The following is a 26,998-nucleotide window of genomic DNA, read 5'->3' as shown; positions in this document are numbered from 1 at the left end:
CGCGATGGCCACTCCCCAGTCCGACTCGTCCCAGTCCCCGCTCCGTACCGTCGCCGTGGTCGGCCTCGGCACCATGGGCACCGGCATCATCGAGGTGCTGGCCAAGGCCGGCCGCCAGGTGATCGGCATCGACATCAGCGGGGCCCAGGCCGCGCGGTCCGTCGCCGCCCTGGAGTCCTCCACCGCCCGCGCCGTCGAGCGCGGCCGGCTCACCGAGCAGGAGCGCGCCGGCGTCCTCGCCCGGGTGACCACCTCCACCGACCTGCGGGCGGCGGCCGACGCCGACCTGGTCATCGAGGTGACGCCGGAGTCGTACGAGATCAAGCAGCAGGTCTTCCGCGAGCTCGACGCGATCGTGCGGCCCACGGCCGTCCTGGCGACCGGCACCAACGCCCTGTCCGTGACCCGGCTGGCCGCCGACTCGGCCCGCCCGGAGCGGGTGCTGGGCCTGCACTTCTTCAACCCGGCGCCGGCCATGAAGCTGGTCGAGGTCGTCTCCTCCGTGCTGACCGCGCCGCAGGCCGTCGCCGCGGTCACCGACCTCGCCCTCGAACTGGGCAAGGAGCCCGTCGCGGTGGGCGACCGCCCCGGGTTCGTCGCGGACGGGCTGCTGTTCGGCTACCTCAACCAGGCCGCCGCGATGTACGAGGCCAAGTACGCCTCCCGCGAGGACATCGACGCCGCGATGCGGCTGGGCTGCGGCCTGCCGATGGGCCCGCTCGCCCTGCTGGACCTGATCGGCGTCGACACCGCCCGCACGGTCCTGGACGCCATGTACACCGAGTCGCGCGACCGGCTGCACGCCCCCGCGCCGATCCTGAAGCAGCTGAGCGAGGCGGGCCTGACCGGCCGCAAGGCGGGGCGCGGCTTCTACACCTACGAGGCCCCGGGCAGCGCCACCGTCGTGCCGGACGCGCTGACCCCGCGGGAGGGCGCCGCGGCCACGCCGGGCCGCCCGGTGCGCTCGGTCGGCGTCGCGGGCTCGGGCACCATGGCCTCCGGCATCGCGGAGGTGTTCGCCAAGGCGGGCTACGACGTGGTCCTGGCCGCCCGCAGCGAGGAGAAGGCCGAGGCGGCGCGGGCCCGCATCGGGAAGTCCCTGGCGCGCTCCGTCGACAAGGGCCGGATGACGGCCGAGGCGGCCGCGAAGACCCTGGACCGGATCACCCCGGCGGGCTCCTACGACGCCTTCGCCGACGTGGACCTCGCGGTCGAGGCGGTCGCCGAGGACCTGGACGTGAAGCGGCAGTTGTTCGAGGCGCTGGACAAGGTGTGCAAGCCGGGCGCGATCCTGGCCACCACCACTTCCTCGCTGCCGGTCGTCGCGTGCGCCCGGGCCACCTCGCGTCCCCAGGACGTGATCGGCATGCACTTCTTCAACCCGGCGCCGGCCATGAAGCTGGTCGAGGTGGTCCGCACCGTGCTGACCGCCGACGACGTCCACGCCACGGTCCGCGAGGTGTGCGGGACGATCCGCAAGCACGCCGTGGACTGCGGCGACCGGGCCGGGTTCATCGTGAACGCGTTGCTGTTCCCCTACCTCAACAACGCGGTCAAGATGGTCCAGGAGCACTACGCCTCGCTCGACGACATCGACGCGGCGATGAAGCTGGGCGGCGGCTACCCGATGGGCCCGTTCGAGCTGCTGGACGTGGTCGGGCTCGACGTCTCGCTGGCCATCGAGCGGGTGCTGCACCGCGAATTCCGCGACCCCGGGCTCGCCCCGGCCCCGCTGCTGGAGCACCTGGTGGCCGCGGGCTGCCTCGGCCGCAAGACCGGCCGTGGCTTCCGCGAATATGCCCGGCGCTGACCGCCCGCGCGGCCGGCTCCCGGCGGACACGGACTGGGGCGGCCTGCTGGGCCCGGCCGCCCCCGTCCCGCGCCCGCCGGCCGGGGGAACCGCCGGACCGGCGCACCGAGCTGCGGACATGCAGTACGTTCGGGTCATGTCCCAGCCCGCCAAGTCCTCACGTACCCCCGCCACGCCCGACGCCCCGGAGAGCGCCGCGGGCAGCCGCGCGGCCGCCCAGCGGCTCAAGATGCGCCGGGAACTGGCGGCCGCGGCGATGGAGTTGTTCGCGACCAAGGGGTACGAGGCGACCACCGTCGACGAGATCGCGGCCGCGGCCGGGGTCGCCCGCCGCACGTTCTTCCGCCACTTCCGCTCCAAGGAAGAGGCGATCTTCCCCGACCACGACGACACCCTGATCCGCGCCGAGGCGGTGCTCAACGCCGCTCCCGCGCACGAGCACCCGCTGGACACGGTGTGCCGCGGCATCAAGGAGGTCATGCGGATGTACGCGGCCCGGCCGGACATCTCGGTCGCCCGCTACAAGCTGACCCGTGAGGTGCCCACCCTGCGCGAGGCGGAGATCGCGTCGGTGGCCCGCTACGAGCGGCTCTTCACCCGCTACCTGCTGGGTCACTTCGACGAGCACGCGCACGACGACGACGCCAACGACGACCCGCTGCTCGCGGAGGTCGCCGCCTCCGCCGTGGTCACCGCCCACAACCACGTGCTGCGGCGCTGGCTGCGCGCGGGCGGCCAGGGCGACGTGGAGGCGCAGCTGGACCACGCCTTCGCGATCGTGCGCCGCACCTTCGGGACGGGCATAGGAGCGGGCCGTTCCACGGCCCCGAGGCCGGCCCCGGCGGCGGTCTCGGCGGAGGGCGAGGTGCTGGTGACCGTGGCCCGCACGGACGCGCCGCTGCACGAGGTGATGCGGACCATCGAGCAGGCCCTCAAGGAACGCTGAGGCGGCTCCCGCCGCGCTTTCCCACTGCACTGACAGCTGTGACGACGGCCACCCCTCGGGGTGGCCGTTTTGCCATGTCAGGAGCCTTTTCGGGGAGATTCACGACCCCGTTCGATCGATCATCGCTCATATGTCGCGTAAAGATTTCATCTGAGAGCAAGTTCTGGCACTGAGTGCCTTGCCAGGTGACACGGTGTGCCATACGTTGAAGGAGTCCGGGCGGCCGGCGTGCAGAGACCATGCGAACGCCGGCTGTCCCCGCAAGCCCCCTCCCGGGCTCGCGCGCCCGGACGCCTGCGTCACAGGCACCCTCCCGCGCCACCCGCGCCGCCGATCAAGTCCCACCCGCCGAACCGACGGCACACCCTCACCCAGCAGCACCGACGTAACCCTCAGCGCCCCTCCCTCAGGGCGCTCACCGCCGGAGGCAACACCGTGACCGTGAAGGACATCCTGGACGCGATCCAGTCGCCGGAATCCACCCCCGCCGACTTCGCCGCACTGCCGCTCCCCGAGTCGTACCGCGCGATCACCGTCCACAAGGACGAGACGGAGATGTTCGCGGGCATGGCGACCCGCGACAAGGACCCGCGCAAGTCGATCCACCTCGACGAGGTCCCCGTGCCGGAACTCGGCCCGGGCGAGGCCCTGGTGGCCGTCATGGCCTCCTCGGTGAACTACAACTCGGTGTGGACCTCGATCTTCGAGCCGCTGTCCACCTTCGGCTTCCTGGAGCGCTACGGCCGCACCAACGAGCTGGCCAAGCGCCACGACCTGCCGTACCACATCATCGGCTCCGACCTCGCGGGCGTCGTCCTGCGCACCGGCCCCGGCGTCAACGCCTGGAAGCCCGGCGACGAGGTCGTCGCGCACTGCCTGTCCGTCGAGCTGGAGTCCTCCGACGGCCACAACGACACCATGCTCGACCCCGAGCAGCGCATCTGGGGCTTCGAGACCAACTTCGGCGGCCTCGCCGAGATCGCCCTGGTGAAGTCCAACCAGCTCATGCCGAAGCCGGCCCACCTCAGCTGGGAGGAGGCCGCCGCGCCGGGCCTGGTGAACTCCACCGCCTACCGCCAGCTGGTCTCCCGCAACGGCGCCGGCATGAAGCAGGGCGACAACGTGCTCATCTGGGGCGCGAGCGGCGGCCTCGGCTCCTACGCCACGCAGTTCGCGCTGGCCGGCGGCGCCAACCCGATCTGTGTCGTCTCCTCGCCGCAGAAGGCGGAGATCTGCCGGTCCATGGGCGCCGAGGCGATCATCGACCGCACCGCCGAGGGCTACAAGTTCTGGAAGGACGAGACCACCCAGGACCCCAAGGAGTGGAAGCGCTTCGGCAAGCGCATCCGCGAGCTCACCGGCGGCGAGGACATCGACATCGTCTTCGAGCACCCCGGCCGCGAGACCTTCGGCGCCTCGGTGTTCGTCACCCGCAAGGGCGGCACCATCACCACCTGCGCCTCGACCTCCGGCTACATGCACGAGTACGACAACCGCTACCTGTGGATGTCGCTGAAGCGCATCATCGGCTCGCACTTCGCCAACTACCGCGAGGCGTGGGAGGCCAACCGCCTGATCGCCAAGGGCAAGATCCACCCGACCCTGTCGAAGGTGTACTCCCTGGAGGACACCGGCCAGGCGGCCCACGACGTGCACCGCAACGCCCACCAGGGCAAGGTCGGCGTGCTGTGCCTGGCCCCCGAGGAGGGCCTGGGCGTGCACGACCAGGAGATGCGCGCGCAGCACATCGACGCCATCAACCGCTTCCGGAACATCTGAGGACAGCGGAGGTCCCCCCATGACTGAGCGTCAGCCCGCCGGCCGGCGGGAGAAGGACCGGCCCTGGCTCATGCGCACCTACGCCGGTCACTCCACGGCGGAGGCGTCCAACGAGCTGTACCGGCGCAACCTCGCCAAGGGCCAGACCGGTCTGTCGGTGGCGTTCGACCTGCCGACGCAGACCGGCTACGACTCCGACCACGTCCTCGCCCGCGGCGAGGTCGGCCGGGTCGGCGTGCCGGTGGCGCACCTCGGTGACATGCGCCGGCTGTTCCAGGACATCCCCCTGGAGCAGATGAACACCTCGATGACCATCAACGCCACCGCCATGTGGCTGCTGGCGCTCTACCAGGTCGTCGCCGAGGAGCAGGGCGCGGACGTCACCCGGCTCCAGGGGACGACCCAGAACGACATCGTCAAGGAGTACCTGTCCCGCGGCACGCACGTGTTCCCGCCGGCGCCGAGCCTGCGCCTGACGACGGACATGATCGCGTACACGGTCTCCCACCTGCCGAAGTGGAACCCGATCAACATCTGCAGCTACCACCTGCAGGAGGCGGGCGCCACGCCGGTGCAGGAGATCGCGTACGCGATGTCCACCGCGATCGCCGTGCTGGACGCCGTGCGCGACAGCGGCCAGGTGCCGCAGGAGCGCATGGGCGACGTCGTCGGCCGCATCTCCTTCTTCGTGAACGCCGGCGTCCGGTTCGTCGAGGAGATGTGCAAGATGCGCGCCTTCGGCCGCATCTGGGACCAGGTCACCCGCGAGCGGTACGGCATCGAGGACCCCAAGCACCGCCGCTTCCGCTACGGCGTCCAAGTCAACTCCCTCGGCCTGACCGAGGCGCAGCCGGAGAACAACGTCCAGCGCATCGTGCTGGAGATGCTCGCCGTCACCCTCTCCAAGGACGCCCGCGCGCGGGCCGTGCAGCTGCCCGCCTGGAACGAGGCGCTGGGCCTGCCCCGTCCCTGGGACCAGCAGTGGTCGCTGCGCATCCAGCAGGTCCTGGCCTACGAGAGCGACCTGCTGGAGTACGGCGACCTCTTCGAGGGCTCGAAGGTGGTCGAGGCCAAGGTCGAGGAGCTGGTCGCGGACTCGCTCGCGGAGATCGAGCGGATCCAGGAGATGGGCGGCGCGCTGGCCGCCGTCGAGTCGGGCTACCTGAAGTCGCAGCTGGTCTCCTCGCACGCGGAGCGCCGGGCGCGGATCGAGTCCGGCGAGGAGAAGATCGTCGGTGTGAACATCTTCGAGGGCACCGAGCCGAACCCGCTCACGGCCGACCTGGACACCGCGATCCAGACCGTCGACCCGGCGGTCGAGGCCCAGGTGATCGCCTCGCTCCAGCACTGGCGCGACACCCGCTACCAGCCGCCCTTCAACCACCCGCGCCCCTGCAAGGCGCTGCAGAAGCTGAAGGAGGCCGCGCGCGGCACCGACAACCTCATGGAGGCCACCCTGGAGTGCGCCCGCGCCGGCGTCACCACCGGCGAGTGGGCCGGGGCGCTGCGCGAGGTGTTCGGCGAGTTCCGGGCGCCGACCGGTGTGTCCTCCGCGCCCGTGGCGGTCCCCGCCGAAGAGGGCTCCCAGCTGGCCGAGGTGCGCCGCAAGGTGGAGCTGACCGCCAAGGAGCTGGAGGTGGGCAAGCTGCGCTTCCTGGTCGGCAAGCCGGGCCTGGACGGGCACTCCAACGGGGCCGAGCAGATCGCCGTGCGGGCCCGCGACGCCGGGTTCGAGGTGGTCTACCAGGGCATACGGCTCACACCCGAGCAGATCGTGGACGCCGCCCTCGCCGAGGACGTGCACGCGGTGGGCCTGTCGATCCTCTCCGGGTCGCACGCCCAACTGGTGCCGGACGTGCTGGACCGGCTGCGTGTGGCCGGAGCCACAGACATCCCGGTGATCGCAGGTGGCATCATCCCTGGCGGTGACGCCGAACAGCTGCGGGCCGCCGGTGTGGCGGCGGTCTTCACCCCGAAGGACTTCGACATCACCGGCATCATCGGCCGCATCGTCGACGAGATCCGGACAGCGAACAAGCTCGACCCCCTGGAGGTCCCCGCATGACGACGCCTGTCAACCGTCTTCGCCCCCGGCGTTCCTGCCTGGCGGTGCCGGGCTCGAACCCCCGCTTCCTGGAGAAGGCGCAGGGCCTCCCGGCCGACCAGGTCTTCCTGGACCTGGAGGACGCGTGCGCGCCGCTCGCCAAGCCCGACGCGCGGCACACCATCGTCAAGTTCCTCAACGAGGGCGACTGGACGGGCAAGACGCGCGTGGTGCGGGTCAACGACTGGACCACCGAGTGGACGTACCGCGACGTCGTCACGGTCGTCGAGGGCGCGGGGCCGAACCTCGACTGCATCATGCTGCCGAAGGTGCAGAACGCCGAGCAGGTCGTGGCGCTTGACCTGCTGCTCACCCAGATCGAGAAGACCATGGGCTTCGAGGTCGGCCGCATCGGCATCGAGGCGCAGATCGAGAACGCGCAGGGCCTGAACAACGTCAACGCGATCGCGCAGGCCTCCCCGCGCATCGAGACGATCATCTTCGGCCCGGCCGACTTCATGGCGTCGATCAACATGAAGTCGCTGGTCGTGGGCGAGCAGCCGCCCGGCTACCCGGCGGACGCCTACCACTACATCCTGATGAAGATCCTGATGGCCGCCCGCGCCAACGACCTGCAGGCCATCGACGGCCCCTACCTGCAGATCCGCAACGTCGACGGCTTCCGCGAGGTGGCCGGCCGCGCCGCCGCGCTGGGCTTCGACGGCAAGTGGGTGCTGCACCCCGGCCAGGTCGACGCCGCCAACGAGGTCTTCTCGCCCTCGCAGGAGGACTACGACCACGCCGAGCTGATCCTGGACGCGTACGACTACTACACGTCCGAGGCGGGCGGCAAGAAGGGCTCGGCGATGCTCGGCGACGAGATGATCGACGAGGCCAGCCGCAAGATGGCCCTGGTCATCTCCGGCAAGGGCCGGGCGGCCGGCATGCGGCGCACGTCGGCGTTCGAGATCCCGGAGGCGTGAGCATGCAGTTCGGACGCACCTACGAGGAGTTCGAGGTCGGGGCGACGTACAAGCACTGGCCGGGCAAGACGGTCACGGAGTACGACGACCACCTGTTCTGTCTCCTCACCATGAACCACCACCCGCTCCACATGGACACGAACTACGCCGAGAAGACCACCGACTTCGGCAAGAACGTCGTGGTGGGCAACTACATCTACTCCCTGCTGCTCGGCATGAGCGTGCCGGACGTCTCCGGCAAGGCCATCGCCAACCTGGAGATCGAGTCGCTGAAGCACGTGGCGCCGACCTTCCACGGCGACACCGTCTACGGCCAGACGACCGTGCTCGACAAGTGGCCGTCGAAGTCGAAGGACGACCGCGGGATCGTGTACGTGGAGACCAAGGGCTACAAGCAGGACGGCACCCTGGTGTGCGTGTTCCGCCGCAAGGTGATGGTGCCCACCGAGACGTACATCAAGGAGCGCGGCGGCGAGCAGCCCGGCCGCCCGGAGCTGCGAGAGCAGGAGAAGTAGTCATGGCGCGACTCGCCCAGACCGCCGGTCTGACCGACGTCCAGCAGGAGATCCTCTCCACCGTCCGCGACTTCGTGGACAAGGAGATCATCCCGGTCGCGACCGCGCTGGAGCACCGCGACGAGTACCCGCAGCAGATCGTGGACGGGCTCAAGGAGCTGGGCCTGTTCGGTCTGATGATCCCCGAGGAGTACGGGGGCCTCGGCGAGTCGCTCCTGACCTACGCGCTGTGCGTCGAGGAGATCGCCCGCGGCTGGATGTCGGTGTCCGGCATCATCAACACGCACTTCATCGTCGCCTACATGCTCAAGCAGCACGGCACCCAGGAGCAGAAGGACCACTTCCTGCCCAGGATGGCGGCCGGCGACGTGCGCGGCGCCTTCTCCATGTCGGAGCCGGGCCTGGGCTCCGACGTGTCGGCCATCACGTCCAAGGCGGTGAAGGACGGCGACGAGTACGTCCTGAACGGCCAGAAGATGTGGCTGACCAACGGCGGCACGTCCTCGCTCGTGGCCGTCCTGGTCCGCAGTGACGAAGGACACCCCGAGGGCACCGCGCCGCACCGGTCGATGACGACCTTCCTGGTGGAGAAGGAGCCCGGCTTCGGCGAGGTCCGCCCCGGCCTGACCATCCCGGGCAAGATCGACAAGATGGGCTACAAGGGCGTCGACACCACCGAGCTGATCATGGACGGCCTGCGGGTGCCGGCCGACCGGGTGCTCGGCGGGGTCACCGGGCGCGGTTTTTACCAAATGATGGACGGCGTGGAGGTCGGCCGGGTCAACGTCGCGGCGCGCGGCTGCGGCGTCGCCCAGCGCGCCTTCGAGCTGGGCGTCCAGTACGCCCAGCAGCGCCACACCTTCGGCAAGCCGATCGCCCAGCACCAGGCGATCCAGTTCAAGCTGGCCGAGATGGCTACCAAGGTCGAGGCCGCGCATGCCATGATGGTGAACGCGGCACGCAAAAAGGACTCCGGGGAGCGAAACGACCTCGAGGCCGGGATGGCGAAGTACCTGGCCTCCGAGTACTGCAAGGAGGTCGTGGAGGACGCCTTCCGGATCCACGGCGGCTACGGCTTCTCCAAGGAGTACGAGATCGAGCGCCTCTACCGGGAGGCCCCGATGCTGCTGATCGGTGAAGGCACCGCCGAGATCCAGAAAATGATCATCGGGCGAAGGCTGCTCGAAGAGTATCGGTTCCAGGGCTAGATGTCCGGGTTGGGGGTGTTTTCTTCGAGAAGAAGATCACACCCCGTCAACCTTCCCCAGCCGCCGACTCGGCTTCCTGCCTTACCCAGTTGTAGCCGTTAACCGCTACGATCGGCGGAAAGCCGCCGTCCCCCCGTCGAAGCGCGGCACCATCCGCTACGAAGGTCATCCATGCCCCACAGCCAAACCTCTGCACCTCGCGACAGCCTCGCCGGCGTACGCCTCGCGCGCGGAGCATCGCCGTGGCTTCTGCCGACCGTCGCCACCGCGGCCGTCAGCCTGGTCCGCGCCCGCCGCTCGGGTGCCGCCAAGGCCGTCGCCGTGCCCGCCACCGCTCTCGCGGCGGGCATGCTGTGGTTCTTCCGCGACCCCGAGCGCGAGATCGCTCAGGGCAGGGTCATCTCCCCCGCCGACGGTGTGGTGCAGAGCATCATGCCGTGGAAGGACGGACGCACCCGGGTCGCGATCTTCATGAGCCCGCTGAACGTCCACGTCAACCGCGCCCCGCTGGCCGGCACGGTGACCTCGGTCGAGCACGTCCCGGGCGGGTTCGTCCCGGCGTTCAACAAGGAGAGCGAGAACAACGAGCGCGTCGTCTGGCACTTCGACACCGAGCTCGGTGACATCGAGATGATCCAGATCGCCGGCGCCGTCGCCCGCCGCATCGTCCCCTACCTGCCCCGGGGCACGAAGGTCGAGCAGGGCGAGCGCATCGGTCTGATCCGGTTCGGCTCGCGCGTCGACCTCTACCTGCCCGAGGGCGTGGAGGTCGCGGTCGAGGTCGGCCAGAAGACCGTGGCTGGGGTGACTCGCATTGACCGTGATTGACCCGGAGACGCAAGCGGGCTGGGTTCCCGAGGCCGACGACGCGGACGACGAGGAGATGCCCCTCTCGCTGCGGCTGTCGATAGCGGACACCCTCACACTGGGCAACGCCACGTGCGGCTTCATGGCGGTGTACTTCACCACCACGGGCATCCTGATCCCGCACCTCACGGGTGACCAGGAGGCCGGCATGGCCCGCCACAGCGCGGCCACGGCGGTCATCCTGATGCTCTGCGCGGCGGTCTTCGACCTCTTCGACGGGCTGGTGGCGAGGAAGCTGCGGTCCTCCCCCATGGGCGCGGAGCTGGACAACCTCTCGGACCTGATCAGCTTCGGTCTGGCCCCCGCCTACTTCGTCCTGGTCTACGGCATGGTCGCCGACGACGCGCACCAGCGGGTGGCGGCGGTCGGCGCGATCGTCGTGCTCCTCGCGGTGGTGCTCAGACTCGCGCGCTTCTCGTGCGTGACGCCGCCGAACGGCATGTTCCAGGGCATGCCCTCGCCGTTCGGCGCGCTGACGGTGGTCTCCATCGTGCTGCTGGAGCTGCCGTTCGTGGCGACGCTGCTCGCCATCATCGGCACCGCCTGGCTGATGGTGAGCCGGGTGGAGTACCCCAAGCCCCGGGGCCGCCTCGCCGGCGCGATGCTCGGCTGGATCGTGCTGTCGATGGGCCTGCTGGCGGCCTGGGCGTTCGACGCCCCGAGCGGTCAGCTGCTGCTCCAGACCGGTTGCGCGCTGCAGCTCGTCATGGGCGCGGTGATCCCGCTGTTCGCCACGGCCCGCCGGGTGAACACCTTCCGCGACAACCGCCGCGAGGCGCGGGCGGCCCAGCTGCCGTAGCGGCCGCCGTCGTACCACGCGAAGGGCCCCGGACCTGTTCGGTCCGGGGCCCTTCGCCGTGTCCGGACCGGGGGCCGTCCCATCCGGTGGGCGGTCCGGGGCGGCTCAGGGGGCCGTGGCGGGAGCGCCGAGCGCCTCCAGCCGCTCCTCGCTCGGGCTGCCGGGCTCGGCGTGGAAGACGACCAGGGTGAGCCCGTCGGTACCGTCGATCGACAGCTTGTTCGAGTGCAGGTCGAGGTCGCCGACCTCCGGGTGCCGGAGCCTGCTGAGCCGCCCGCGCCGGGGCCGCACGTCGTGCCGCTCCCACAGTTGCCGGAAGCGCTCGCTGGCCGCGGACAGCTCGGCCACCAGCTCCCTGAGCCGCGGCCCGTCCAGGTCGGGTCCGACGGCACCGCGCAGCACGGCGACGCCCTCCTCGGTCAGCTCCTCCCAGTCCCGGCGCAGCGCGCGCTCGGCGGGGTCGAGGAAGACGGCGCGCAGGAGGTTCACGCCGGGGGCGTAGTTCGGGGACAGGGCGGTCGCCAGCCGGTTGACGGCGAGGGCGTCGGCGTACCGGTTTTGGACGTACGCGGGGTTGCGGGTCCAGCCGTCGATGAGCCCGCGGACGCTCGCGGGCACCGCGTCGGGGGCCTCCGGGGCGGCCGCCGGGGGCGCCCCCGACGGCCGGGCCAGCGCGAGCAGGTGCGCGGTGGCGCCGGCGTCCAGGCGCAGCACGCGCGCGACCGAGCGCAGCACCTGGGCCGAGGGGTTGCGGTCCCGGCCCTGCTCCAGGCGCAGGTAGTAGTCGGAACTGATGCCGGCGAGCAGCGCCACCTCCTCGCGCCGCAGCCCCGGCACCCTCCGGATCCCCCCGCCGCGCAGCCCCACGTCCTCGGGGCGCACCAGCGCCCGCCGGGCCCGCAGGAACTCCCCGAGGGCGTTCGAGACATCCATGGGTCCACCGTACGGCGACGCCGGCCGGGGGCCGGAGGTGCCGGGCTCAGGTCAGGAAGTCGTGCCCGATGCGCTCGGCGACCCGCTCCAGGATCGGCCCGGCCTCCGCGATGCACCGCGCCACGTCGGGCTCGGCGTCGGTCAGCGGGTACGCGCGCCGGATCCCGGCCCGCCCCAGCGCCTCCGGCGGCAGCGCCAGCCGGCCGCACACGGCGACGACCTCCTTGCCGGCGGCCCGCGCGGCCGTCGCCACGCCCGCCGGAGCCTTCCCGTGCAGCGTCTGCTGGTCGAGCGACCCCTCGCCGGTGATCACCAGCTGGGCCCGCTCCAGCGCCGGCGCGAAGCCCAGCACGTCGAGCATGACCTCGATCCCGGCCCGGAACCGCGCGCCGAGCAGCAGCGCCCCGTACCCGATGCCGCCCGCGGCACCGGCACCCGGCGACCCGGCGTACTCGGCGGCGCGCGACCCGAGCGCCGCCTCCAGCACCTCCACGTAGCGCGAGAGCGCCGCGTCCAGGGCCGCCACGTCGTCCGGGGAGGCGCCCTTCTGCGGGCCGTAGACCGCCGGTGCGCCCTTGGGGCCGGTCAGCGGGTTGTCGACGTCGCTCGCGAGGACCAGGTCCACGGACGCCAGGCGCGGGTCGAGGCCCGACACGTCGGCCCGGGCCACCTCCGCGAGGCCGCCCCCGCCGGGCGGCACCGGCTCGCCCTCGGCGTCCAGGAAGCGCGCCCCGAGCGCGGACAGCATGCCCGCGCCGCCGTCGGTCGTCGCGCTCCCCCCGACGCCGAACACGATCGTGCGCACCCCGGCGTCCAGCGCGGCCCGCAGCAGTTCCCCGGAGCCGTACGTCGACGCCGTGAGCGGTGCGAACACACCCGCCGGCAGCCGCTGCAGGCCGCTCGCCTCCGCCATCTCCACGACCGCGGTGTCGCCGCGCAGCGCGAACGCGGCCGTCACCTCGTGCCCGAGGGGCCCGGCGACCCGCGCCTCACGGCGCTCGAACCCGGCGGCGACCGCCGCGTCCACCGTGCCGTCGCCGCCGTCGGCGACGGGCAGCGCCTCGACCTCCACGTCCGGCACGACCCGCCGCAGCCCCGCCGTGATCCGCTCGGCGACCTGCACGGCCGTCAGCGACCCCTTGAACTTGTCCGCGGCCACCAGCACCCGTCGGGTGCCGTGTCCAGAAGCCTCCGCCACCTGGTCATCCCCTTGCTCTCCGGGCCCCGCGCACGTCGGGGCCAGTCGCGCCGCAGTGACCTTAACCTCAGGACGCCCCCGCCGTCATGCCCTGCCCGGACCCTGGACGGGCGGCGGACGGGCGCCGTCCGCACGCCGCAGGCACGGGTGGGGCCGTACCGGGTACACCGTTCCCATGACCCCTGTGGGCACCGAGCCGGAGCTCGACGACCGCATCCTGGGGGGCTGGCTCGGCCGGATCGCGGGCAACATGCTCGGCAAGCCGGTCGAGCAGGGCGACCTGTGGACGCGCGACCGCATCGACCGCTACCTGCGCCGGGCGGCGGCCCTGCCGCTGACCGACTACCTCCCCGAACCCGCCGACGAGGGCCTGGCCGGCGCGCTGCGCCCGGAGTGGCGCCAGTGCGTGCGCGGCCGCATCCACGGCAGCTGCCGCGACGACGACGTCGACTACGCCATCCTCGGCCTGCACCTGCTGGAGACGCACGGCTTCGGCTTCAGCACCGAGCAGGTCGGCGACCTGTGGCTGCTGCGGCTGCCGTACCTGCAGACCTTCACCGCCGAGCGGGCCGCGTACCGCAACCTGGCGAACGGGCTCAAGCCGCCGCTGACGGCCACGTACGACAACCCCTACCAGGAGTGGATCGGCGCCCTGATCCGCGCCGACGCCTACGGCTGGACCTCGCCGGGCGACCCGCGCCGCGCCGCCGCGCTGGCCCGCCGGGACGCGGTGCTGTCGCACACCGGGAACGGCGTGTACGGGGCGATGTTCGCGGCCGCGCTGATCGCCGCCGCGTTCACCGCGCCGGGCATCCGCGACGCCCTGGAGCAGGCGCTCGCGGTGGTCCCGGCGAGCTGCCGCCTGGCCCGGACGGTCCGCCGGGTGGCCTCCCTGCACGCGACGCGGCTGCCCTGGGAGGAGACGCTGGCCACGGTCGCCGAGGAGACGGCCGGGCTCGGCTGGATCCACACGGTGCCGAACGCGGCCGTGCTGACCGCGGGGCTGCTGTACGGCGACGGCGACTTCACCCGCACCATCGCGCTCACCGTGCGCGGGGGCCTGGACACCGACTCCAACGGGGCGACGGCCGGCTCGGTGGCCGGGGTGCTCACCGGCGCGCGGGCCATCCCGGCGCAGTGGACCGACCCGCTGGAGGACACCGTGCGCAGCGCGGTGTTCGGCTTCGACGGGGTGCGGATCAGCGAACTGGCCGAGCGGACGGTGCGGTTGGCGCGCACCGGGGCGTAGGAGGTGATCGCCGCCGTACGGGAGCCGTGTGGGGGGCCGCCCGCTGGTTACCCTTCCGGGGTGACCAGTGAGAACTACGCCGCGTACATCGCCTCCCTGCCCCGTGTGCTCGTCGGGGCCGCCGCGCTCTTCCGGGACGCCGAGGGGCGGGTGCTGCTCGTGGAGCCCAACTACCGCGAGGGCTGGGCGCTGCCGGGCGGCACCGTCGAGTCGGACGACGGCGAGAGCCCGCGCCAGGGTGCCCGCCGGGAGACCCTGGAGGAGATCGGCCTCGACCGCCCGATCGGCCGGCTGCTGGCCGTGGACTGGGTGCCGGGCACGGACCGGCCGCCGCTGGTGGCGTACCTGTACGACGGCGGGGTGCTCGACGAGGACGACTTCAAGGCGATCCGCCTCCAGGAGGAGGAGCTGCTGTCCTGGCGGCTGGTGGCGCGCGAGGACCTCAGCGACCATCTGCTGGGCAGCCTCGGGAGGCGCGTCCTGGCCGCGCTGGACGCCCTCGCCGACGGCTCGGGCCCGGTGGAGCTGGAGAGCGGGCGGCCGGTCGGCTGAGACCGGGCGGGCGCGAGCGGCCGGGCTCAGCCCTCGACGTCGCGCGGCCTGAGGTCCACCTCGCGCAGTTCCTCGTCGCGGGCGGCGGTCCGCGCCTCCGTGCGGTGGCCGCGCTCGATGTAGTCGCGGACCACGAGTTCGACGGCGTCCTGGGGGTTGCCGACGCCGGCGAGGACCATGACCTCGACGACGAGCTGGGCGTCCAGGGAGACGGTGACCTTGGCCATGGCGGGACGGTAACACCCCATCACCACGGCCGGATATCCGTTCGCCGTCCCCGGACGCCCCGCCCTACGCTCGCCCCATGAGCAAGCCACTCGTGGCCCTGCTGAGCGGGGCGGGCATCTCCACCGACTCCGGGATCCCCGACTACCGCGGCCCCGGCGGACTGTGGCGCCGGGACCCGGAGGCGGAGAAACTCGTCACCCACTCCTTCTACATGGCCGACCCGGACATCCGGCGCCGCGCGTGGCTGATGCGGCGCGACGCGGGGGCGCTGGGCGCCGAGCCGAACGCGGCGCACCGCGCGGTCGCCGAGCTGGAGCGGTCCGGGGTGCCGGTGCGGGTGATCACGCAGAACGTGGACGGGCTGCACCAGCTCGCCGGGATGCCCGCCCGCAAGGTGCTCGAACTGCACGGCAGCGCCCGGAGCGTGGTGTGCACCCGGTGTCACGCGCGCGGCTCGATGCGCGACGCCCTGGCGCGCGTCGCGGCCGGCGAGGACGATCCTCCGTGCCTGGAGTGCGGCGGGGTCCTGAAGCCGGCCACCGTGATGTTCGGCGAGCGGCTCGACCCGGTCGTCCTCGGCGAGGCCGTCGCCATCACCAAGGCGTGCCAGGTCTTCCTCGCCGTCGGCACCAGCCTCCAGGTCCAGCCGGCCGCGGGCCTCGCCCGGGTCGCCGTCGACCACGGGGCCCGGCTGGTGGTGGTCAACGCCGAGCCCACCCCCTACGACGACCTCGCGGACCAGGTGGTGCGCGAGCCGATCGGCACGGCACTGCCCCGGCTGCTGCGGGAGCTGGCCGTGCAGGAGGTCTAGCCGCTCCTGGCTCAGGCGGTCGGGACGGTGCCGCCGTCGATGACGTACTCCGCGCCCACGATGGACGAGGCCCGGTCCGATACGAGGAAGCCGACCAGGTCCGCAACCTCCTGCGTCGTCGCGAACCGTCCGAGCGGCACCCCTCCGAGGGAATCCATCACGCTCTGCTTCGCCTCCTCACGGGTCAGTCCGTTGCCCTCGGCGAGCTGGTCGATGAAGCCCTCGTACGCCCCGGTCTGGATCCCCCCGGGGCTGACGGCGTTCACTCGCACCCCTCGTGGCGCCAGTTCGTTCGCGAGACCCTTGCTGTAGGTACGCAACGCACCCTTGGCTGACGCGTACGGCAACGTCGCGTCGTGCAACGGCATCTGACGCTGGATCGACGTGACGTGGACGACCACTCCGGATCCGGCCTCCACCATGGCCGGCAGCAGCGCTCGATCCAGTCGGACAGCCCCCAGGAGGTTCAGGTCGAGTTCCGCCCGCCAGTGGTCCTCGGTCGCTGCCGCGAACCCGCCAGGTGGGGTCGACGACCCTCCGACCACGTGCACCAGGATGTCCAGCGCACCTCCCTCGGAGATCTTGGACACCACGACCTCTGCACCGCCCACGGTGGAGGTGTCCGCCTCGATGAACCGGTCGGGGCGCTCGTGGCCGCCGGGCATGGTGCGTGCCGTGGTCCACACGTCGGCACCCATTTCTCGCAGTCTCTCCACGATGGCCCGGCCCGAGCCCTTCGAACCGCCCGTGACCAGCGCCCGGCGACCGTCGAGACGATCGCGATCCGAACTGAACATGTTTATCTCCACTGAAGATCGAGGTGGTGCGGGTTCGGTCAGGCCGGGTGGTTGGCGATGACGAGTTCGGCGATGAGGTCGTCCCGCAGCGCGAACCGGTAGTCGAGCTCGGCGACGCCCCCCGGGAAGGTGCCTTCGAGCCGCACGGTGACCACCCAGTGGGTGTCATCGACGCGGTGAGCACCGATCTGCTCGGTCGTGTACGCGAACTCGGACCCGGCGTCCCGCAGGAACGCGTAGGTCTCCTCTCGGCCGCGGAAGGTCTCGTCCTGGTCGACGATCACCGCGTCCTCGGCGAGGAACGACGAGGCGGTGTCGGCGTCGCGGACGATGTGGGCGGCGAAGAACGCGCGCACGGTGGTCGGGAGCAGATCGGACGGAAGATCGGTGTGGTGTGTCATGAGCCCACCGTGTGACCTCGCGGGGCGGGAGGGTCAAGCCGTGGACCCTCCCCCGGGGGGAATGTTTAGAGTGACGTGATGCTGACCATCGGAGAGTTCTCGCGGCTGACCCACTTGAGCGTCCGGACCCTGCGTCGGTATCACGAAGCGGCCCTGCTGGAACCTGCCGTGGTGGACGAGATCACCGGTTACCGCTATTACCGCGTCGACCAGATCCCGACCGCGCAGGTCATCCACCGGCTCCGCGAGCTCGACGTCCCCCTGAGCGATGTGCAGCAGATCCTGCGGACCCCCGACCCCGGTGTCCGCGCGGCCCTGGTCACGGACCACCTGCAACGCCTCGAGGACACACTCGACCGCACCCGCGCCGCGGTCGTGTCGCTGCGCCGCCTCCTGCGGCCCGACCCCGCGCCGATCGACGTCGAGCTGCGTGCCGAGCCCGCGCGGACGGTCGCGGCGGTGGAGGCCGTGGTCGGGCATCGTGACATCTCGACCTGGTACGCGGGCGCGATGGCCGAATTGGAGGCGGCCGTGGGCGCCGCCGTGACCGGGCCACCGGGCGGCAGCTACGACAACGCCCTCTTCGAGCAGGAGCGCGGTCACGCGCTCGTCTACCTGCCGACCGCTGCACCACCGCGCACCGGACGCGTGCACCCCACGGTCCTGCCGGCCGTGGAACTGGCCGTCACCACCCACACCGGCGAGCACGACGGCATCGAGGTCACGTACGGCGAGCTCGGGACCTGGGTGGTGGAGAACGCGATGTCGGTGGCCGGGCCGGTACGGGAGGTCTACGTCGTCGGCCCCCGTGACACGAGCGATCCCGCTGCGTGGCGCACCGACATCGGGTGGCCGGTCTTCCGTGTCACCTGAGGCGGTCAGTTCTGAGAGCGCCACCCCACGCAACCGGGAGCCGCGCGCACGAGGGCCGGAAGTCCTAGAACAACGCCGGTGTCGCGCCGCGTTCGAAGTCCAGCAGGCGGCGCTTGCGGTGCAGGCCGCCGCCGTAGCCGGTGAGGTCGCCGTTCGCGCCGACGACCCGGTGGCAGGGGACGACGATGCCGACGGGGTTCCTGCCGTTGGCGAGGCCCACCGCGCGGGAGGCGGTCGGCTGCCCGAGGAGGGCGGCGAGTTGGCCGTAGGTGCGGGTCTCGCCGTAGGGGATGGCGCGCAGGGCGGACCAGACGCCGCGCTGGAACGGGGTGCCGTGCAGCCGCAGTTCGAGGGTGAACTCGGTCAACTCGCCCGCTAAGTACGCCTCGAGCTGCTCCTCGGCCTCGGCGAACGGGGTGTGGTCGGGCGGGCCGAAGCTCTCCTCGGGCGGGCGGTGGCGCTGGTCGGTCATGTAGAGGCCGCACAGGACGCCGTCGTCGGCGACGAGGGTCAGCGGGCCGTAGGGGCTGTCGATGACGGTGTGGGTTTTCACGCGGGCGTCCTCAGGCGGGAAGGAAGTTGATCGGGTGGCTGTCGGTCGCCCACAGGTGCTGCACGGCGTAGGCCCGCCAGGGGCGCCAGGCCGCCGCGCGGGCGGTGAGCGCGGCGGGCGTGGCCGGCAGGCCGAGCCGGCGGGCCGCGGCGCGCACCCCGAGGTCGGTGGGCAGGAAGGCGTCGGGGTCGCCGAGGGCGCGCATGGCGATGACGTCGACGGTCCACGGCCCGAACCCGGGCAGGGCGAGGAGCGTGGCGCGGGCCTCCGCCCAGTCGCTCTCGACGCCCAGGTGCAGGCTGCCGTCGGCCAGCCGGCCGACCAGGCCGGTCAGGGTGGCGCGGCGGGTGCCGGGCATGGCCAGCGTGCCGGGGTCCACGGCGGCCAGCGCGGCCGGCTCGGGGAAGAGGTGGGTGAGGCCGCCCGCGGGGTCGTCGACGGGGTCCCCGTGGGCGGTGACCAGGCGGGCCGCGTGGGTGCGGGCGGCGGCGGTGGAGACCTGCTGCCCGAGCACCGCGCGGACCGCGAACTCGGCCTCGTCCACGGTGCGCGGCACGCGGCGGCCGGGCGCCTTGTCGACCAGCGGCGCGAGCAGCGGGTCGGTGCGCAGCTGGTCGTCGACGGCGACCGGGTCGGCGTCCAGGTCGAGCAGGCGCCGGCAGCGGCTGATGGCCACGGTCAGGTCGCGCAGGTCGCCGAGGGTGAGGCGGCAGTCCACGTGGTCGGGGGCCGGGGCGAGCGCGACGATGCCGTGGCCGTACGGCAGCCGCAGGGTGCGCCGGTACGCGCCGTCCCGCCACTCCTCGACGCCCGGTACGGCGGTCGCCGCGAGGTGCCCGAAGAGGTTGTCGGGGTGCAGCGGGGCGCGGAAGGGCAGCCGCAGCCGGAGCGTGCCGGGGGTGGCCGGGGCGGTGTGGTCGTGCCGCGGGAGCCGGGCGCGCAGCTCGGTCGGGGACAGCGCGAAGACCTCGCGCACGGTGTCGTTGAAGCTGCGCACGGAGGAGAAGCCCGCCGCGAACGCCACGTCGGCGAGCGGCAGCCGGGTCGTCTCGATGAGGACGCGGGCGGTCTGGGCGCGCTGGGCGCGGGCCAGGGCGAGCGGGCCGGCGCCCAGCTCGGCGCGCAGGTGCCGTTCGACCTGGCGGGTGCTGTAGCCGAGGCGGGCGGCGAGGCCGGGCACGCCCTCGCGGTCCACGACGCCGTCGGCGATCAGCCGCATGGCGCGGGCGACCAGGTCGGCCCGGCCGCTCCACTCCGGGGAGCCGGGGCTGGTGTCGGGACGGCAGCGCTTGCAGGCCCGGAAGCCGGCCTGCTGACAGGCGGCGGCGCTGGCGTAGAAGGTCATGTTCTCGGGCTTGGGCGGCACCACGGGGCAGCTGGGCCGGCAGTAGATGCGGGTGGTGAGGACGGCGGTGAAGAACCAGCCGTCGAAGCGCGCGTCCTTCGACTGCACGGCGCGGACGCAGTGCTCGCGGTCGGTGTGCATCCCGTTCTGCATGCGTCCAGCATCGGGTACCCGGCGGGGGCCTGGCTGGCAGGATTCCGACATCGACCTTCCGGGACCAGCGGCGCCCTCAGGTCCGGTCCCGGGTGACCACCAAAGCCCGGATCACGAACAGGTCCAGGCCCATCACCACGACCGACCACAGCGGCTCGTACGGCAGGAACAGGAACTGGGCGACCAGGCCGAGCGCGGCCAGGACGACGCCGGCCGGGCGGGCCCGCGCGATGCCCCTAAGGACGCCGACGCCGGTGAGCGCGAGGAGCGCGCCGAGGGTGAGGTGGATCCAGCCCCAGCCGGCCAGGCCGAGCCGGAAGGCGTAGGCGCCGGTGCGGGTGTAGACGTCGTCCCCGGCGACCGCGGCCACGCCCTGGAGCACGGCCAGGAGGCCGCTGCACAGCATCAGCACGGCGGCGAGCGCGGCGCCGCCGTCGGGGGGCGCGGGCGGTGGTGGCGGGGCGGGCGGCCGGGGTCCGCCGCGCGGGACCGACCAGGCGGTGCCGATCTCGCCCCGCGGCTCGCCGGGCGCGGGGTCCGGGCCGGAGGTCATCGACGGGCGCTCCCTTCCCGTGGCGCGTGGGGGGCTCCGTTGCAGGACATCCCGGGCGCGCGGCGGGGGCGAGCGCGGCGGGGCCGTTCGGGTGAACGGCCCCGCCGGCGGGCGTCACATGTTGATCATGTGGCCGGCCAGGCCGTGGACGGCCTCCTTGACGGCCTCGCCCAGCGTCGGGTGGGCGTGGACGTTGCGGGCGACCTCGTGCACGGTGAGGTCCCACTGCTGGGCCAGGGTCAGCTCGGGCAGCAGCTCGGTGACGTCCGGGCCGATGAGGTGGCCGCCGAGCAGCTCGCCGTACTTGGCGTCGCTGATGAGCTTGACGAAGCCGGTGGTGTCGCCGAGGCCGTGCGACTTGCCGTTGGCGGTGAACGGGAACTTGGCGACCTTGACGTCGTGTCCGAGCTCGCGGGCCTGCGCCTCGGTGTAGCCGAAGCTGGCGACCTGCGGCTGGCAGTAGGTGGCGCGCGGGATCATGGCGTAGTCCAGCTCCATGGTCTCGGCGTCGGCGATCGTCTCGGCGGCGATCACGCCCATCGCCTCGGCGGCGTGCGCGAGCATCAGCTTGGCGGTGACGTCGCCGATGGCGAACAGGTGCGGGACGGAGGTGCGGCAGCGGCCGTCGACGTCGATGGCGCCGCGGTCGGTGAGCTTCACACCGGTGTTCTCCAGGCCGTAGCCGGTGACGTTCGGGGCGAAGCCGATCGCCTGCATGACCTTGTCGGCCTCCAGGACCTGCTGGGAGCCGTCCTTGGCAGTGACGGTGACGCGGACCTGCGGCCCGGACTCGTCGATGCTCTCGACCCGGGTGGAGGTGAGCACGTCGATGCCCAGCTTGCGGTACTGGCGGGCGAGTTCGGCGGAGACCTCGGCGTCCTCCAGCGGGGTCACCCGGTCCAGGAACTCGACGATGGTGACCTTCACGCCGTAGTTGTGCAGGACGTAGGCGAACTCGATGCCGATCGCGCCGGCGCCCGCGATCACGATCGACTGCGGCAGGTCGTCGGCGAGGATCTGCTCCTCGTACGTCACCACGCGCGCGCTGCGCTTGGTGCCGGGCAGCAGCCTGGGCGTGGCGCCGGTGGCGATGATGCAGTGGTCGAAGCCGAGGGTGCGCGTGTCGCCGTCGTAGCCCGTGACCTGGAGGGTGTGGTCGTCGAGGAACGTGCCGCGGCCGTCGAACTCGGTGATCTTGTTCTTCTTCATCAGGTAGTGGACGCCCTTGACCCGGCCGTCGGCGACCTTGCGGCTGCGGCGGAACGCCTCGCCGTAGTCGAAGGAGACCTGTCCGTCGACCTTGATGCCGAACGTCTTCGCCTCGCGCGTGACGATGTGCGCCAGTTCGGCGTTGCGCAGCAGGGCCTTGGTGGGGATGCAGCCCACGTTCAGGCAGACGCCGCCCCAGTACTTCTCCTCGACGACCGCGACGCGCTTGCCCAGCTGGGCGGCGCGCACGGCGGCCACGTAGCCGCCGGGGCCGGCGCCGAGGACCACGACGTCGAAGCGTTCGTCCTGCTCGGCCATGGGTGGCTTCCCCTTCCCTCGGGATGTGGACCGGTCCGTTTCCCGTTCCGTGGTGGATTGTTCCGCTGTTCGGCACCCGCCGCCACAGAGATCATCCGGGCGTGCGGGGCATCACACGGAACGGGGAACGGAACCGGGCCCCCCGCTGTTCCCGGCGCCCTCGCGCTACCGCGCCGCGGTAGGCCTGCGCGAGGCCGCCATGGCGTCCGCCAGGTCCGTCAGCGGCCGCAGTCGGTAGGTGTAGGCGTAGGTGCGGTCGGCGAACAGCTTGTACTCGTCGTGGGTGTGGGCGCCCCAGCTGTTGTCGCCGCCGACGCCCATCTGCCGGTGGTTCACCCGGAGCACGACCGCGTCGCGGGGGGTGAGCTGGTAGTCGTGGCGGGCGCCGACCGAGAGGTCCTCCGGGGTGAAGTGGGAGGCGTTGACCTCCAGCAGCGGCTCGCCGCTGACGAGCAGGCCCCGTCCGTCGGCGTCGGTCAGCGCCGCCCAGCGCACGTCGGTCTTGTTGCCGTTCTCCTGCGGGCGCAGGTAGGGGCTCCACTGGGCGGCGACGGTGCCGGAGTACAGGCCCACGTCGGTGCCGTTGTTGCGGTCCCAGTGGTTCTCCTCGGGGCCGCGCCCGTAGTAGTGCAGGTGGTCCAGGCGGCGCGGCAGGAACAGCAGGGCACCGACCTCGGGGAGGTAGGGCAGGCCGGCGCCCGGGTGCAGGGTGTGGTCGACCTTGATCTCGCCGTTGCCGAAGACGGTGTACGTGGTGGACCAGGCGGACGCGACGGTGGTGGGCAGGGTGCCGGTCACCTCGACCCGTACGGCCCGGTCGCCCAGCGGGCCGACCCGGACGCCGGTGACGGTGCGGGCCGCTCCGGCGTCCCGCCAGGTCTGGTTGCGGGTGTGCTGGCCGTTGCCCCGGTCGTTGTCGGTCGGCGCCCGCCAGAAGTTGGGCACCGGGCCCGAGGTGACCAGCCGGCGGCCGCCCGCCTCGTACGACGCGAGGGTGCCGCCGCGCTTGTCGATGACCACCGAGAAGCCCCGGCCGGTGACCGTGACGGTCTTCTCCCGGTCCTCGTGGCGCAGCGCCGGGACGCTGTTCAGCGGTACGGGGGTCACGGCCGGGACGCGCGCGTCGAGCGGGAGTTGCTGCTTGGCCACCTCGAACCCGGCCTTCGCCCAGGGGGTGGCCTGCTTGGTGGTGAAGGACAGCTGGAGGAAGTACTCGGTGCCGGGCTTCGCGTCGCGCGGCAGCCGTACGGGCAGCGTGACGTCCTTGTGGGACAGCGGGGCGACGTCCAGCTGCTCGCGGGTGAGGCTGCCGCGCTGGACGACCTTGCCGTCGGCGACGAGGGACCACCGGCTGTCGAACCGGCGGAGGTTGGTGAACAGGTACTCGTTGGTGAGCCGGACCGCGCCGGGGCCGCCCGCGGCGGGGGTGGCGTGGATCGCCTGGTAGACCTGCTTGACCTCCGCGGCCTTGCCGGTGTGGCCGCGGTCGGCGGTGACGATGCCGTCGCCGGAGAAGGCGCCGTCGTTGGGGTTGTCGCCCCAGTCGCCGCCGTAGGCGTAGAAGGTCTTCGCGCGGGGCCGCTTCTCGGTGAACCGGACCGTGGCGGCGTCGAACCAGAAGCGCACCCCGTCGTCGCCGGGGCCGCGGCGGTCGGAGGCCAGTTCGGCGGCGCCGAGCGCGCGGGCGTACACGCGGGCCGCGCGGATCGTGCCGCTGAACTCCCGGGTGGGGTTGTCGACGTCGGTGGCCAGCGCGAGCGGGGCGGTGGTGCTGCCGGGCCGCCGGGTGGTCGCGCGGGTGGCGCGCACCACGCCGTCGACGTGCAGGGTGAGCGTGCCCGCGTCCGCGTCGAAGACCCCGGCGACGTGGTGCTCCCTGCCGGTCCAGTCGTCGGGCAGCGTCCAGCCGGCGGTGATCCACTGACCGTCGCCGTGGATGAAGAACTCCAGCGTCCCGTTCGTCTGCTTCAGCGCGTACTGGGTGTCGCCCTTGGCGAGGATCGGCTGGTGGTAGCCGGTGACGTGCGGGGTGACCCAGGCCTCCAGGGTGAGGGACCCGGTGAGGTCCAGCCGCGGGTCGCGGGCGAAGACGGTGCCGCCGAAGACGCCCCGGTGCCGGTCGAAGCCGCCGCTGGGGGCCATGACCTCGCCGCGCAGCCGGGCCGGGCCGCTCTCGGTGAGCAGCTTGCGGGTGGGCGTCGGCCAGCTGAGGGCCTGGTCGACGAAGTCCCAGATCCAGCCGCCCTGGAGCACGTCGTGGCGGCGCACGACGTCCCAGTACGTCTTGAAGTTGCCGTTGGAGTTCCCCATCGCGTGGGAGTACTCGATCATCACGTACGGGCGGGTGTCGGCGGTGTCCTGGGCGCGGGCCTCGACGCGGGCGGGGGTGTCGTACATCTCGGAGCGGATGTCGCTGATGCCGGGGCGGTCGTCGCCCTCGTACTGGATGACGCGGGTCGGGTCGTAGGAGCGGATCCAGTCGTGCATGGCGGTGAAGGTGCTGCCGCCGCCGGCCTCGTTGCCGAGCGACCAGATGACGACCGAGGCGTGGTTCTTGTCGCGGTGCACCATGTTCTGGGCGCGGGCCACGCACGCGCGGGTCCACTCCTCGTGGTCGCCGGGGTACTCGCCGCGGATGCCGTGGGTCTCCAGGTTGGTCTCGTCGACCAGGTACAGCCCGTACTCGTCGGCGAGTTCGAGCCACAGCGGGTTGTTGGGGTAGTGCGAGGTGCGGACGCTGTTGATGTTCAGGCGCTTGATGAGCGTGATGTCCTTCACCAGGTCCGCCCGGGTGAGGGCCGAGCCGCGTTCGGGGTGCATCTCGTGGCGGTTGGTGCCGCGGAAGGAGACCGGCTTGCCGTTGATGCGCATCAGTCCGTCCTTCAGGGCGAACTCGCGCAGGCCGACGCGGTGCGAGAGCGTCTCGGTCACCCGGCCCGCCGGGTCGCGCAGCTGGAGCACGGCGGTGTAGAGGTACGGGTCCTCGGCCGACCAGAGTCGGGGCGCGGGGACGGCGCGGGCCGCTTCGGCGGTGGCCTCGGCGCCGTTCGCGACGTCGAGGGACTGCTGGAGCGGGCGCGGCCACACGGCGTGGCCCCGCGCGTCGTAGAGCTGGGTCTCGACGGTGTACCGGCCGGCGCCGTGGCCGCCGTAGTCGCGCACGTGCGCGGTGACCTCCAGCTCGGCGGAGGTGTGGTCGTCGCCGAGGGGGGTCCGCAGCCGGAAGTCGCGCAGGTGCACGGCGGGGGTGGAGTAGAGGTGGACCGAGCGGAAGATGCCGCTCAGCCGGATCATGTCCTGGTCCTCCAGCCAGTCGCCGTCGGAGAAGCGGTACACCTCGACGGCGATCCGGTTGGTGCCCGGCCTGAGGTGGGCGGTGATGTCGTACTCGGCGGGCGTGTAGGAGTCCTCGCTGTAGCCGACCAGGGTGCCGTTGATCCACACGTAGTGCGCCGACTTCACGCCCTCGAAGTGCAGGAACGTCCGCCGCCCCGCCCAGCCGCGGGGCACGGTGAAGGTGCGCCGGTACTGGCCGACGGGGTTGAAGCGGGTCGGCGCGGCGGGCGGCTGGGCGTTCTCGCCCAGGCCGTTGGGGCCCCACCAGGGGTAGGTGATGTTGACGTAGATCGGGCGGTCGTAGCCGTGCAGCTGCCAGGCCGAGGGGACCGGGATCGTGTCCCAGCCGGAGTCGTCGAGGTCGGTGCGGTGGAAGTCGGGGTCGCGGTCGTCGGGGCGGTCGGCGTGGGCGAACTTCCACGTGCCGTCCAGGCTCAGGCGGTACGGCGAGCGGGTGCGGTCGGCGGCCAGGGCCTGGGCGAGGTCGGCGTAGGGCATGAGGGTGGTGTGCGGGGGCTGGGTGCCGACCCGGAAGAGGTCGATGCGGCCGTTCCACTCGGGGCCGGGCTCCGCCGCCCGGGCGGGCCGGCCGCCGGTCGGCGCGGACAGGGCGAGGGCGCCGAGCACGGCGGCGGACCCCTCCAGCAGACGGCGGCGGCTGACGGAACGGTGCACGGGTGACACGTGGGGGTGCGGCATGACCGTGGCCTTCCTCGGGGCGGACAGTGCGGCGGGTGCGGGGGTGCGGTATGCGGGGGTGCGGAGTGCGGGGGTGCGTGCGTCCGGGAGTGCAGAGTGCGGCAGGTCAGATCTTGTCCGATTGTGTTGATGAAACGACCATCAACGCGCCGACCTGACCTGATTTCAACTCTGTGCGCGCCACCGCGTCTTGGGGCCGCCGCACGCACGAGCGCCCCCGTCCTCCTGGTCACGGAGGCGGGGGCGCTGGAGTGGGGGTCCGGCGGCGTCAGGTCTGGCACTGGGAGGTCGCGGCGCTGCTCCAGTTGGACCAGGCGCCCCCCGCGGGCCTGATGTGCACGCGGATCTGGACCTTCACGTTGACCGGGCCGCAGACGCGGTCCGTGGAGCCGATGGCGAGCGGACCGACCGTGGACCGTCGCTGGACGACGGTGCGCCCGTTGCCGATCTTCACCCAGTGACCGCCCGAGACGACGCGGAAGTACGCCTCGTACTCGACCCCGGTGGCGTGCGGGCGGCTGTTCGTCAGGACCGTGTGCGCGGTGATGGTGCGGAAGAAGACGCGGCCGTCCTTCCACCGGTCCGCGCTGATGCAGCCGTTGCCGGAGACGCCCTGGGTCGAGACGGTCCCGCCGCAGGCGACGGCGGCGGCGTGGGCGTCGGCGGGGAGGGCGAGCGCGGCCACGGCGGCGGCGGCCACGACGGCTCCCGTGCGTTTCAGCATGCGGGTACTCCTTCGGACGGGGTGCGGTCGGCGCCCCGGTGGACGCCGTCCTCCGTCCTACAGCGGCGGGAGCCCCGTCGGCCGGGCCGACCGGGCCTCACCAGGCTTTCGAGTG

General features: G+C 72.3%; 24 protein-coding genes. 13 read left to right on the top strand and 11 right to left on the bottom strand.

Annotation, left to right across the window (positions count from 1 at the left end; genetic code table 11):
* Positions 1 to 4 precede the first annotated feature (4 nt).
* The 9 genes from E4U91_RS29520 (at position 5) to pssA (ending at position 10,951) form a co-directional block, all read left to right on the top strand.
* On the top strand, positions 5 to 1,810 hold the full coding sequence (locus tag E4U91_RS29520; protein WP_137309620.1) for a 3-hydroxyacyl-CoA dehydrogenase family protein: 1,806 nt from the start codon (positions 5 to 7) through the stop codon (positions 1,808 to 1,810).
* 136 nt (positions 1,811 to 1,946) lie between these two features.
* Entirely contained in the window at positions 1,947 to 2,756 is an 810-nt protein-coding gene (locus tag E4U91_RS29515) for a TetR family transcriptional regulator (protein ID WP_241678736.1), read from the top strand.
* Between the two features lie 441 nt (positions 2,757 to 3,197).
* On the top strand, positions 3,198 to 4,535 hold the full coding sequence (gene ccrA, locus E4U91_RS29510) for a crotonyl-CoA carboxylase/reductase (RefSeq protein ID WP_174867955.1): 1,338 nt from the start codon (positions 3,198 to 3,200) through the stop codon (positions 4,533 to 4,535).
* Positions 4,536 to 4,554: 19 nt separating this feature from the next.
* Complete coding sequence (locus E4U91_RS29505; RefSeq protein ID WP_137309617.1) at positions 4,555 to 6,600, top strand: protein meaA; 2,046 nt, start codon at positions 4,555 to 4,557, stop codon at positions 6,598 to 6,600.
* The gene (locus E4U91_RS29500; protein ID WP_137309616.1) at positions 6,597 to 7,562 is read left to right on the top strand and encodes an HpcH/HpaI aldolase/citrate lyase family protein; all 966 of its coding nucleotides are present in this window, start codon (positions 6,597 to 6,599) and stop codon (positions 7,560 to 7,562) included. Before E4U91_RS29505 ends, E4U91_RS29500 begins: the two co-directional genes overlap by 4 nt.
* Before the next feature lie 2 nt (positions 7,563 to 7,564).
* Positions 7,565 to 8,077: a MaoC family dehydratase gene (locus tag E4U91_RS29495; protein WP_137311065.1), complete on the top strand. Its 513-nt coding sequence runs from the start codon at positions 7,565 to 7,567 to the stop codon at positions 8,075 to 8,077.
* Between the two features lie 2 nt (positions 8,078 to 8,079).
* On the top strand, positions 8,080 to 9,285 hold the full coding sequence (locus E4U91_RS29490) for an acyl-CoA dehydrogenase family protein (protein ID WP_137309615.1): 1,206 nt from the start codon (positions 8,080 to 8,082) through the stop codon (positions 9,283 to 9,285).
* Positions 9,286 to 9,456: 171 nt separating this feature from the next.
* A complete protein-coding gene (locus tag E4U91_RS29485) occupies positions 9,457 to 10,113 on the top strand; it encodes a phosphatidylserine decarboxylase (protein WP_137309614.1) in 657 nt (218 codons plus the stop codon).
* Positions 10,100 to 10,951, top strand: coding sequence for a CDP-diacylglycerol--serine O-phosphatidyltransferase (gene pssA, locus E4U91_RS29480; RefSeq protein ID WP_067230354.1), 852 nt, complete (start codon positions 10,100 to 10,102; stop codon positions 10,949 to 10,951). Before E4U91_RS29485 ends, pssA begins: the two co-directional genes overlap by 14 nt.
* A 105-nt stretch (positions 10,952 to 11,056) precedes the next feature.
* Here pssA and E4U91_RS29475 read toward each other — a convergent pair whose 3' ends face one another.
* Both E4U91_RS29475 and E4U91_RS29470 read right to left on the bottom strand, forming a co-directional pair.
* Positions 11,057 to 11,884: a helix-turn-helix domain-containing protein gene (locus E4U91_RS29475; RefSeq protein WP_137309613.1), complete on the bottom strand. Its 828-nt coding sequence runs from the start codon at positions 11,882 to 11,884 to the stop codon at positions 11,057 to 11,059.
* A gap of 46 nt (positions 11,885 to 11,930) precedes the next feature.
* Positions 11,931 to 13,049, bottom strand: a complete 1,119-nt coding sequence (locus tag E4U91_RS29470) for a glycerate kinase (protein WP_137311064.1) — start codon at positions 13,047 to 13,049, stop codon at positions 11,931 to 11,933.
* Between the two features lie 208 nt (positions 13,050 to 13,257).
* Between E4U91_RS29470 and E4U91_RS29465 the strand changes: the two genes are divergently transcribed.
* Positions 13,258 to 14,331 carry an ADP-ribosylglycohydrolase family protein gene (locus E4U91_RS29465; RefSeq protein WP_137309612.1) on the top strand — a complete coding sequence of 358 codons (1,074 nt, stop codon included), beginning with the start codon at positions 13,258 to 13,260 and terminating at the stop codon, positions 14,329 to 14,331.
* 60 nt (positions 14,332 to 14,391) lie between these two features.
* Positions 14,392 to 14,883, top strand: a complete 492-nt coding sequence (locus E4U91_RS29460) for an NUDIX domain-containing protein (protein WP_137309611.1) — start codon at positions 14,392 to 14,394, stop codon at positions 14,881 to 14,883.
* A 26-nt stretch (positions 14,884 to 14,909) separates the two neighbouring features.
* Here E4U91_RS29460 and E4U91_RS29455 read toward each other — a convergent pair whose 3' ends face one another.
* On the bottom strand, positions 14,910 to 15,110 hold the full coding sequence (locus E4U91_RS29455) for a type II toxin-antitoxin system VapB family antitoxin (RefSeq protein WP_137309610.1): 201 nt from the start codon (positions 15,108 to 15,110) through the stop codon (positions 14,910 to 14,912).
* A 77-nt stretch (positions 15,111 to 15,187) separates the two neighbouring features.
* Between E4U91_RS29455 and E4U91_RS29450 the strand changes: the two genes are divergently transcribed.
* Positions 15,188 to 15,922: an SIR2 family NAD-dependent protein deacylase gene (locus E4U91_RS29450; RefSeq protein WP_137309609.1), complete on the top strand. Its 735-nt coding sequence runs from the start codon at positions 15,188 to 15,190 to the stop codon at positions 15,920 to 15,922.
* 11 nt (positions 15,923 to 15,933) lie between these two features.
* On the opposite strand, the gene E4U91_RS29445 is transcribed toward E4U91_RS29450, so the two are convergent.
* Positions 15,934 to 16,719: an SDR family oxidoreductase gene (locus E4U91_RS29445; RefSeq protein ID WP_137309608.1), complete on the bottom strand. Its 786-nt coding sequence runs from the start codon at positions 16,717 to 16,719 to the stop codon at positions 15,934 to 15,936.
* A gap of 38 nt (positions 16,720 to 16,757) precedes the next feature.
* Positions 16,758 to 17,120, bottom strand: coding sequence for a nuclear transport factor 2 family protein (locus E4U91_RS29440; RefSeq protein ID WP_137309607.1), 363 nt, complete (start codon positions 17,118 to 17,120; stop codon positions 16,758 to 16,760).
* 78 nt (positions 17,121 to 17,198) lie between these two features.
* Here E4U91_RS29440 and E4U91_RS29435 point away from each other — a divergent pair, with 78 nt between their 5' ends.
* On the top strand, positions 17,199 to 17,993 hold the full coding sequence (locus E4U91_RS29435) for a MerR family transcriptional regulator (protein ID WP_137309606.1): 795 nt from the start codon (positions 17,199 to 17,201) through the stop codon (positions 17,991 to 17,993).
* Between the two features lie 64 nt (positions 17,994 to 18,057).
* On the opposite strand, the gene E4U91_RS29430 is transcribed toward E4U91_RS29435, so the two are convergent.
* The 6 genes from E4U91_RS29430 to E4U91_RS29405 form a co-directional block, all read right to left on the bottom strand.
* Positions 18,058 to 18,546, bottom strand: a complete 489-nt coding sequence (locus tag E4U91_RS29430) for a methylated-DNA--[protein]-cysteine S-methyltransferase (RefSeq protein WP_137309605.1) — start codon at positions 18,544 to 18,546, stop codon at positions 18,058 to 18,060.
* A 10-nt stretch (positions 18,547 to 18,556) separates the two neighbouring features.
* Entirely contained in the window at positions 18,557 to 20,044 is a 1,488-nt protein-coding gene (locus tag E4U91_RS29425; RefSeq protein WP_277755347.1) for an AlkA N-terminal domain-containing protein, read from the bottom strand.
* A 76-nt stretch (positions 20,045 to 20,120) separates the two neighbouring features.
* Positions 20,121 to 20,597, bottom strand: coding sequence for a DUF7144 family membrane protein (locus tag E4U91_RS29420; protein ID WP_137309604.1), 477 nt, complete (start codon positions 20,595 to 20,597; stop codon positions 20,121 to 20,123).
* Between the two features lie 114 nt (positions 20,598 to 20,711).
* A complete protein-coding gene (gene lpdA / locus E4U91_RS29415) occupies positions 20,712 to 22,124 on the bottom strand; it encodes a dihydrolipoyl dehydrogenase (RefSeq protein WP_137309603.1) in 1,413 nt (470 codons plus the stop codon).
* 165 nt (positions 22,125 to 22,289) lie between these two features.
* Complete coding sequence (locus tag E4U91_RS29410; RefSeq protein WP_137309602.1) at positions 22,290 to 26,159, bottom strand: glycoside hydrolase family 2 TIM barrel-domain containing protein; 3,870 nt, start codon at positions 26,157 to 26,159, stop codon at positions 22,290 to 22,292.
* A 268-nt stretch (positions 26,160 to 26,427) separates the two neighbouring features.
* Positions 26,428 to 26,883 carry a hypothetical protein gene (locus E4U91_RS29405; protein WP_137309601.1) on the bottom strand — a complete coding sequence of 152 codons (456 nt, stop codon included), beginning with the start codon at positions 26,881 to 26,883 and terminating at the stop codon, positions 26,428 to 26,430.
* Between the last annotated feature and the right edge of the window lie 115 nt (positions 26,884 to 26,998).

The sequence above is a fragment of the Streptomyces lasalocidi genome (genome assembly GCF_005280215.1).
GTDB classification, from domain to species: domain Bacteria; phylum Actinomycetota; class Actinomycetes; order Streptomycetales; family Streptomycetaceae; genus Streptomyces; species Streptomyces longwoodensis.
The sequence above is the reverse complement of the archived record's forward strand: the minus strand, read 5'-3'. Positions and strand labels throughout refer to the sequence as shown.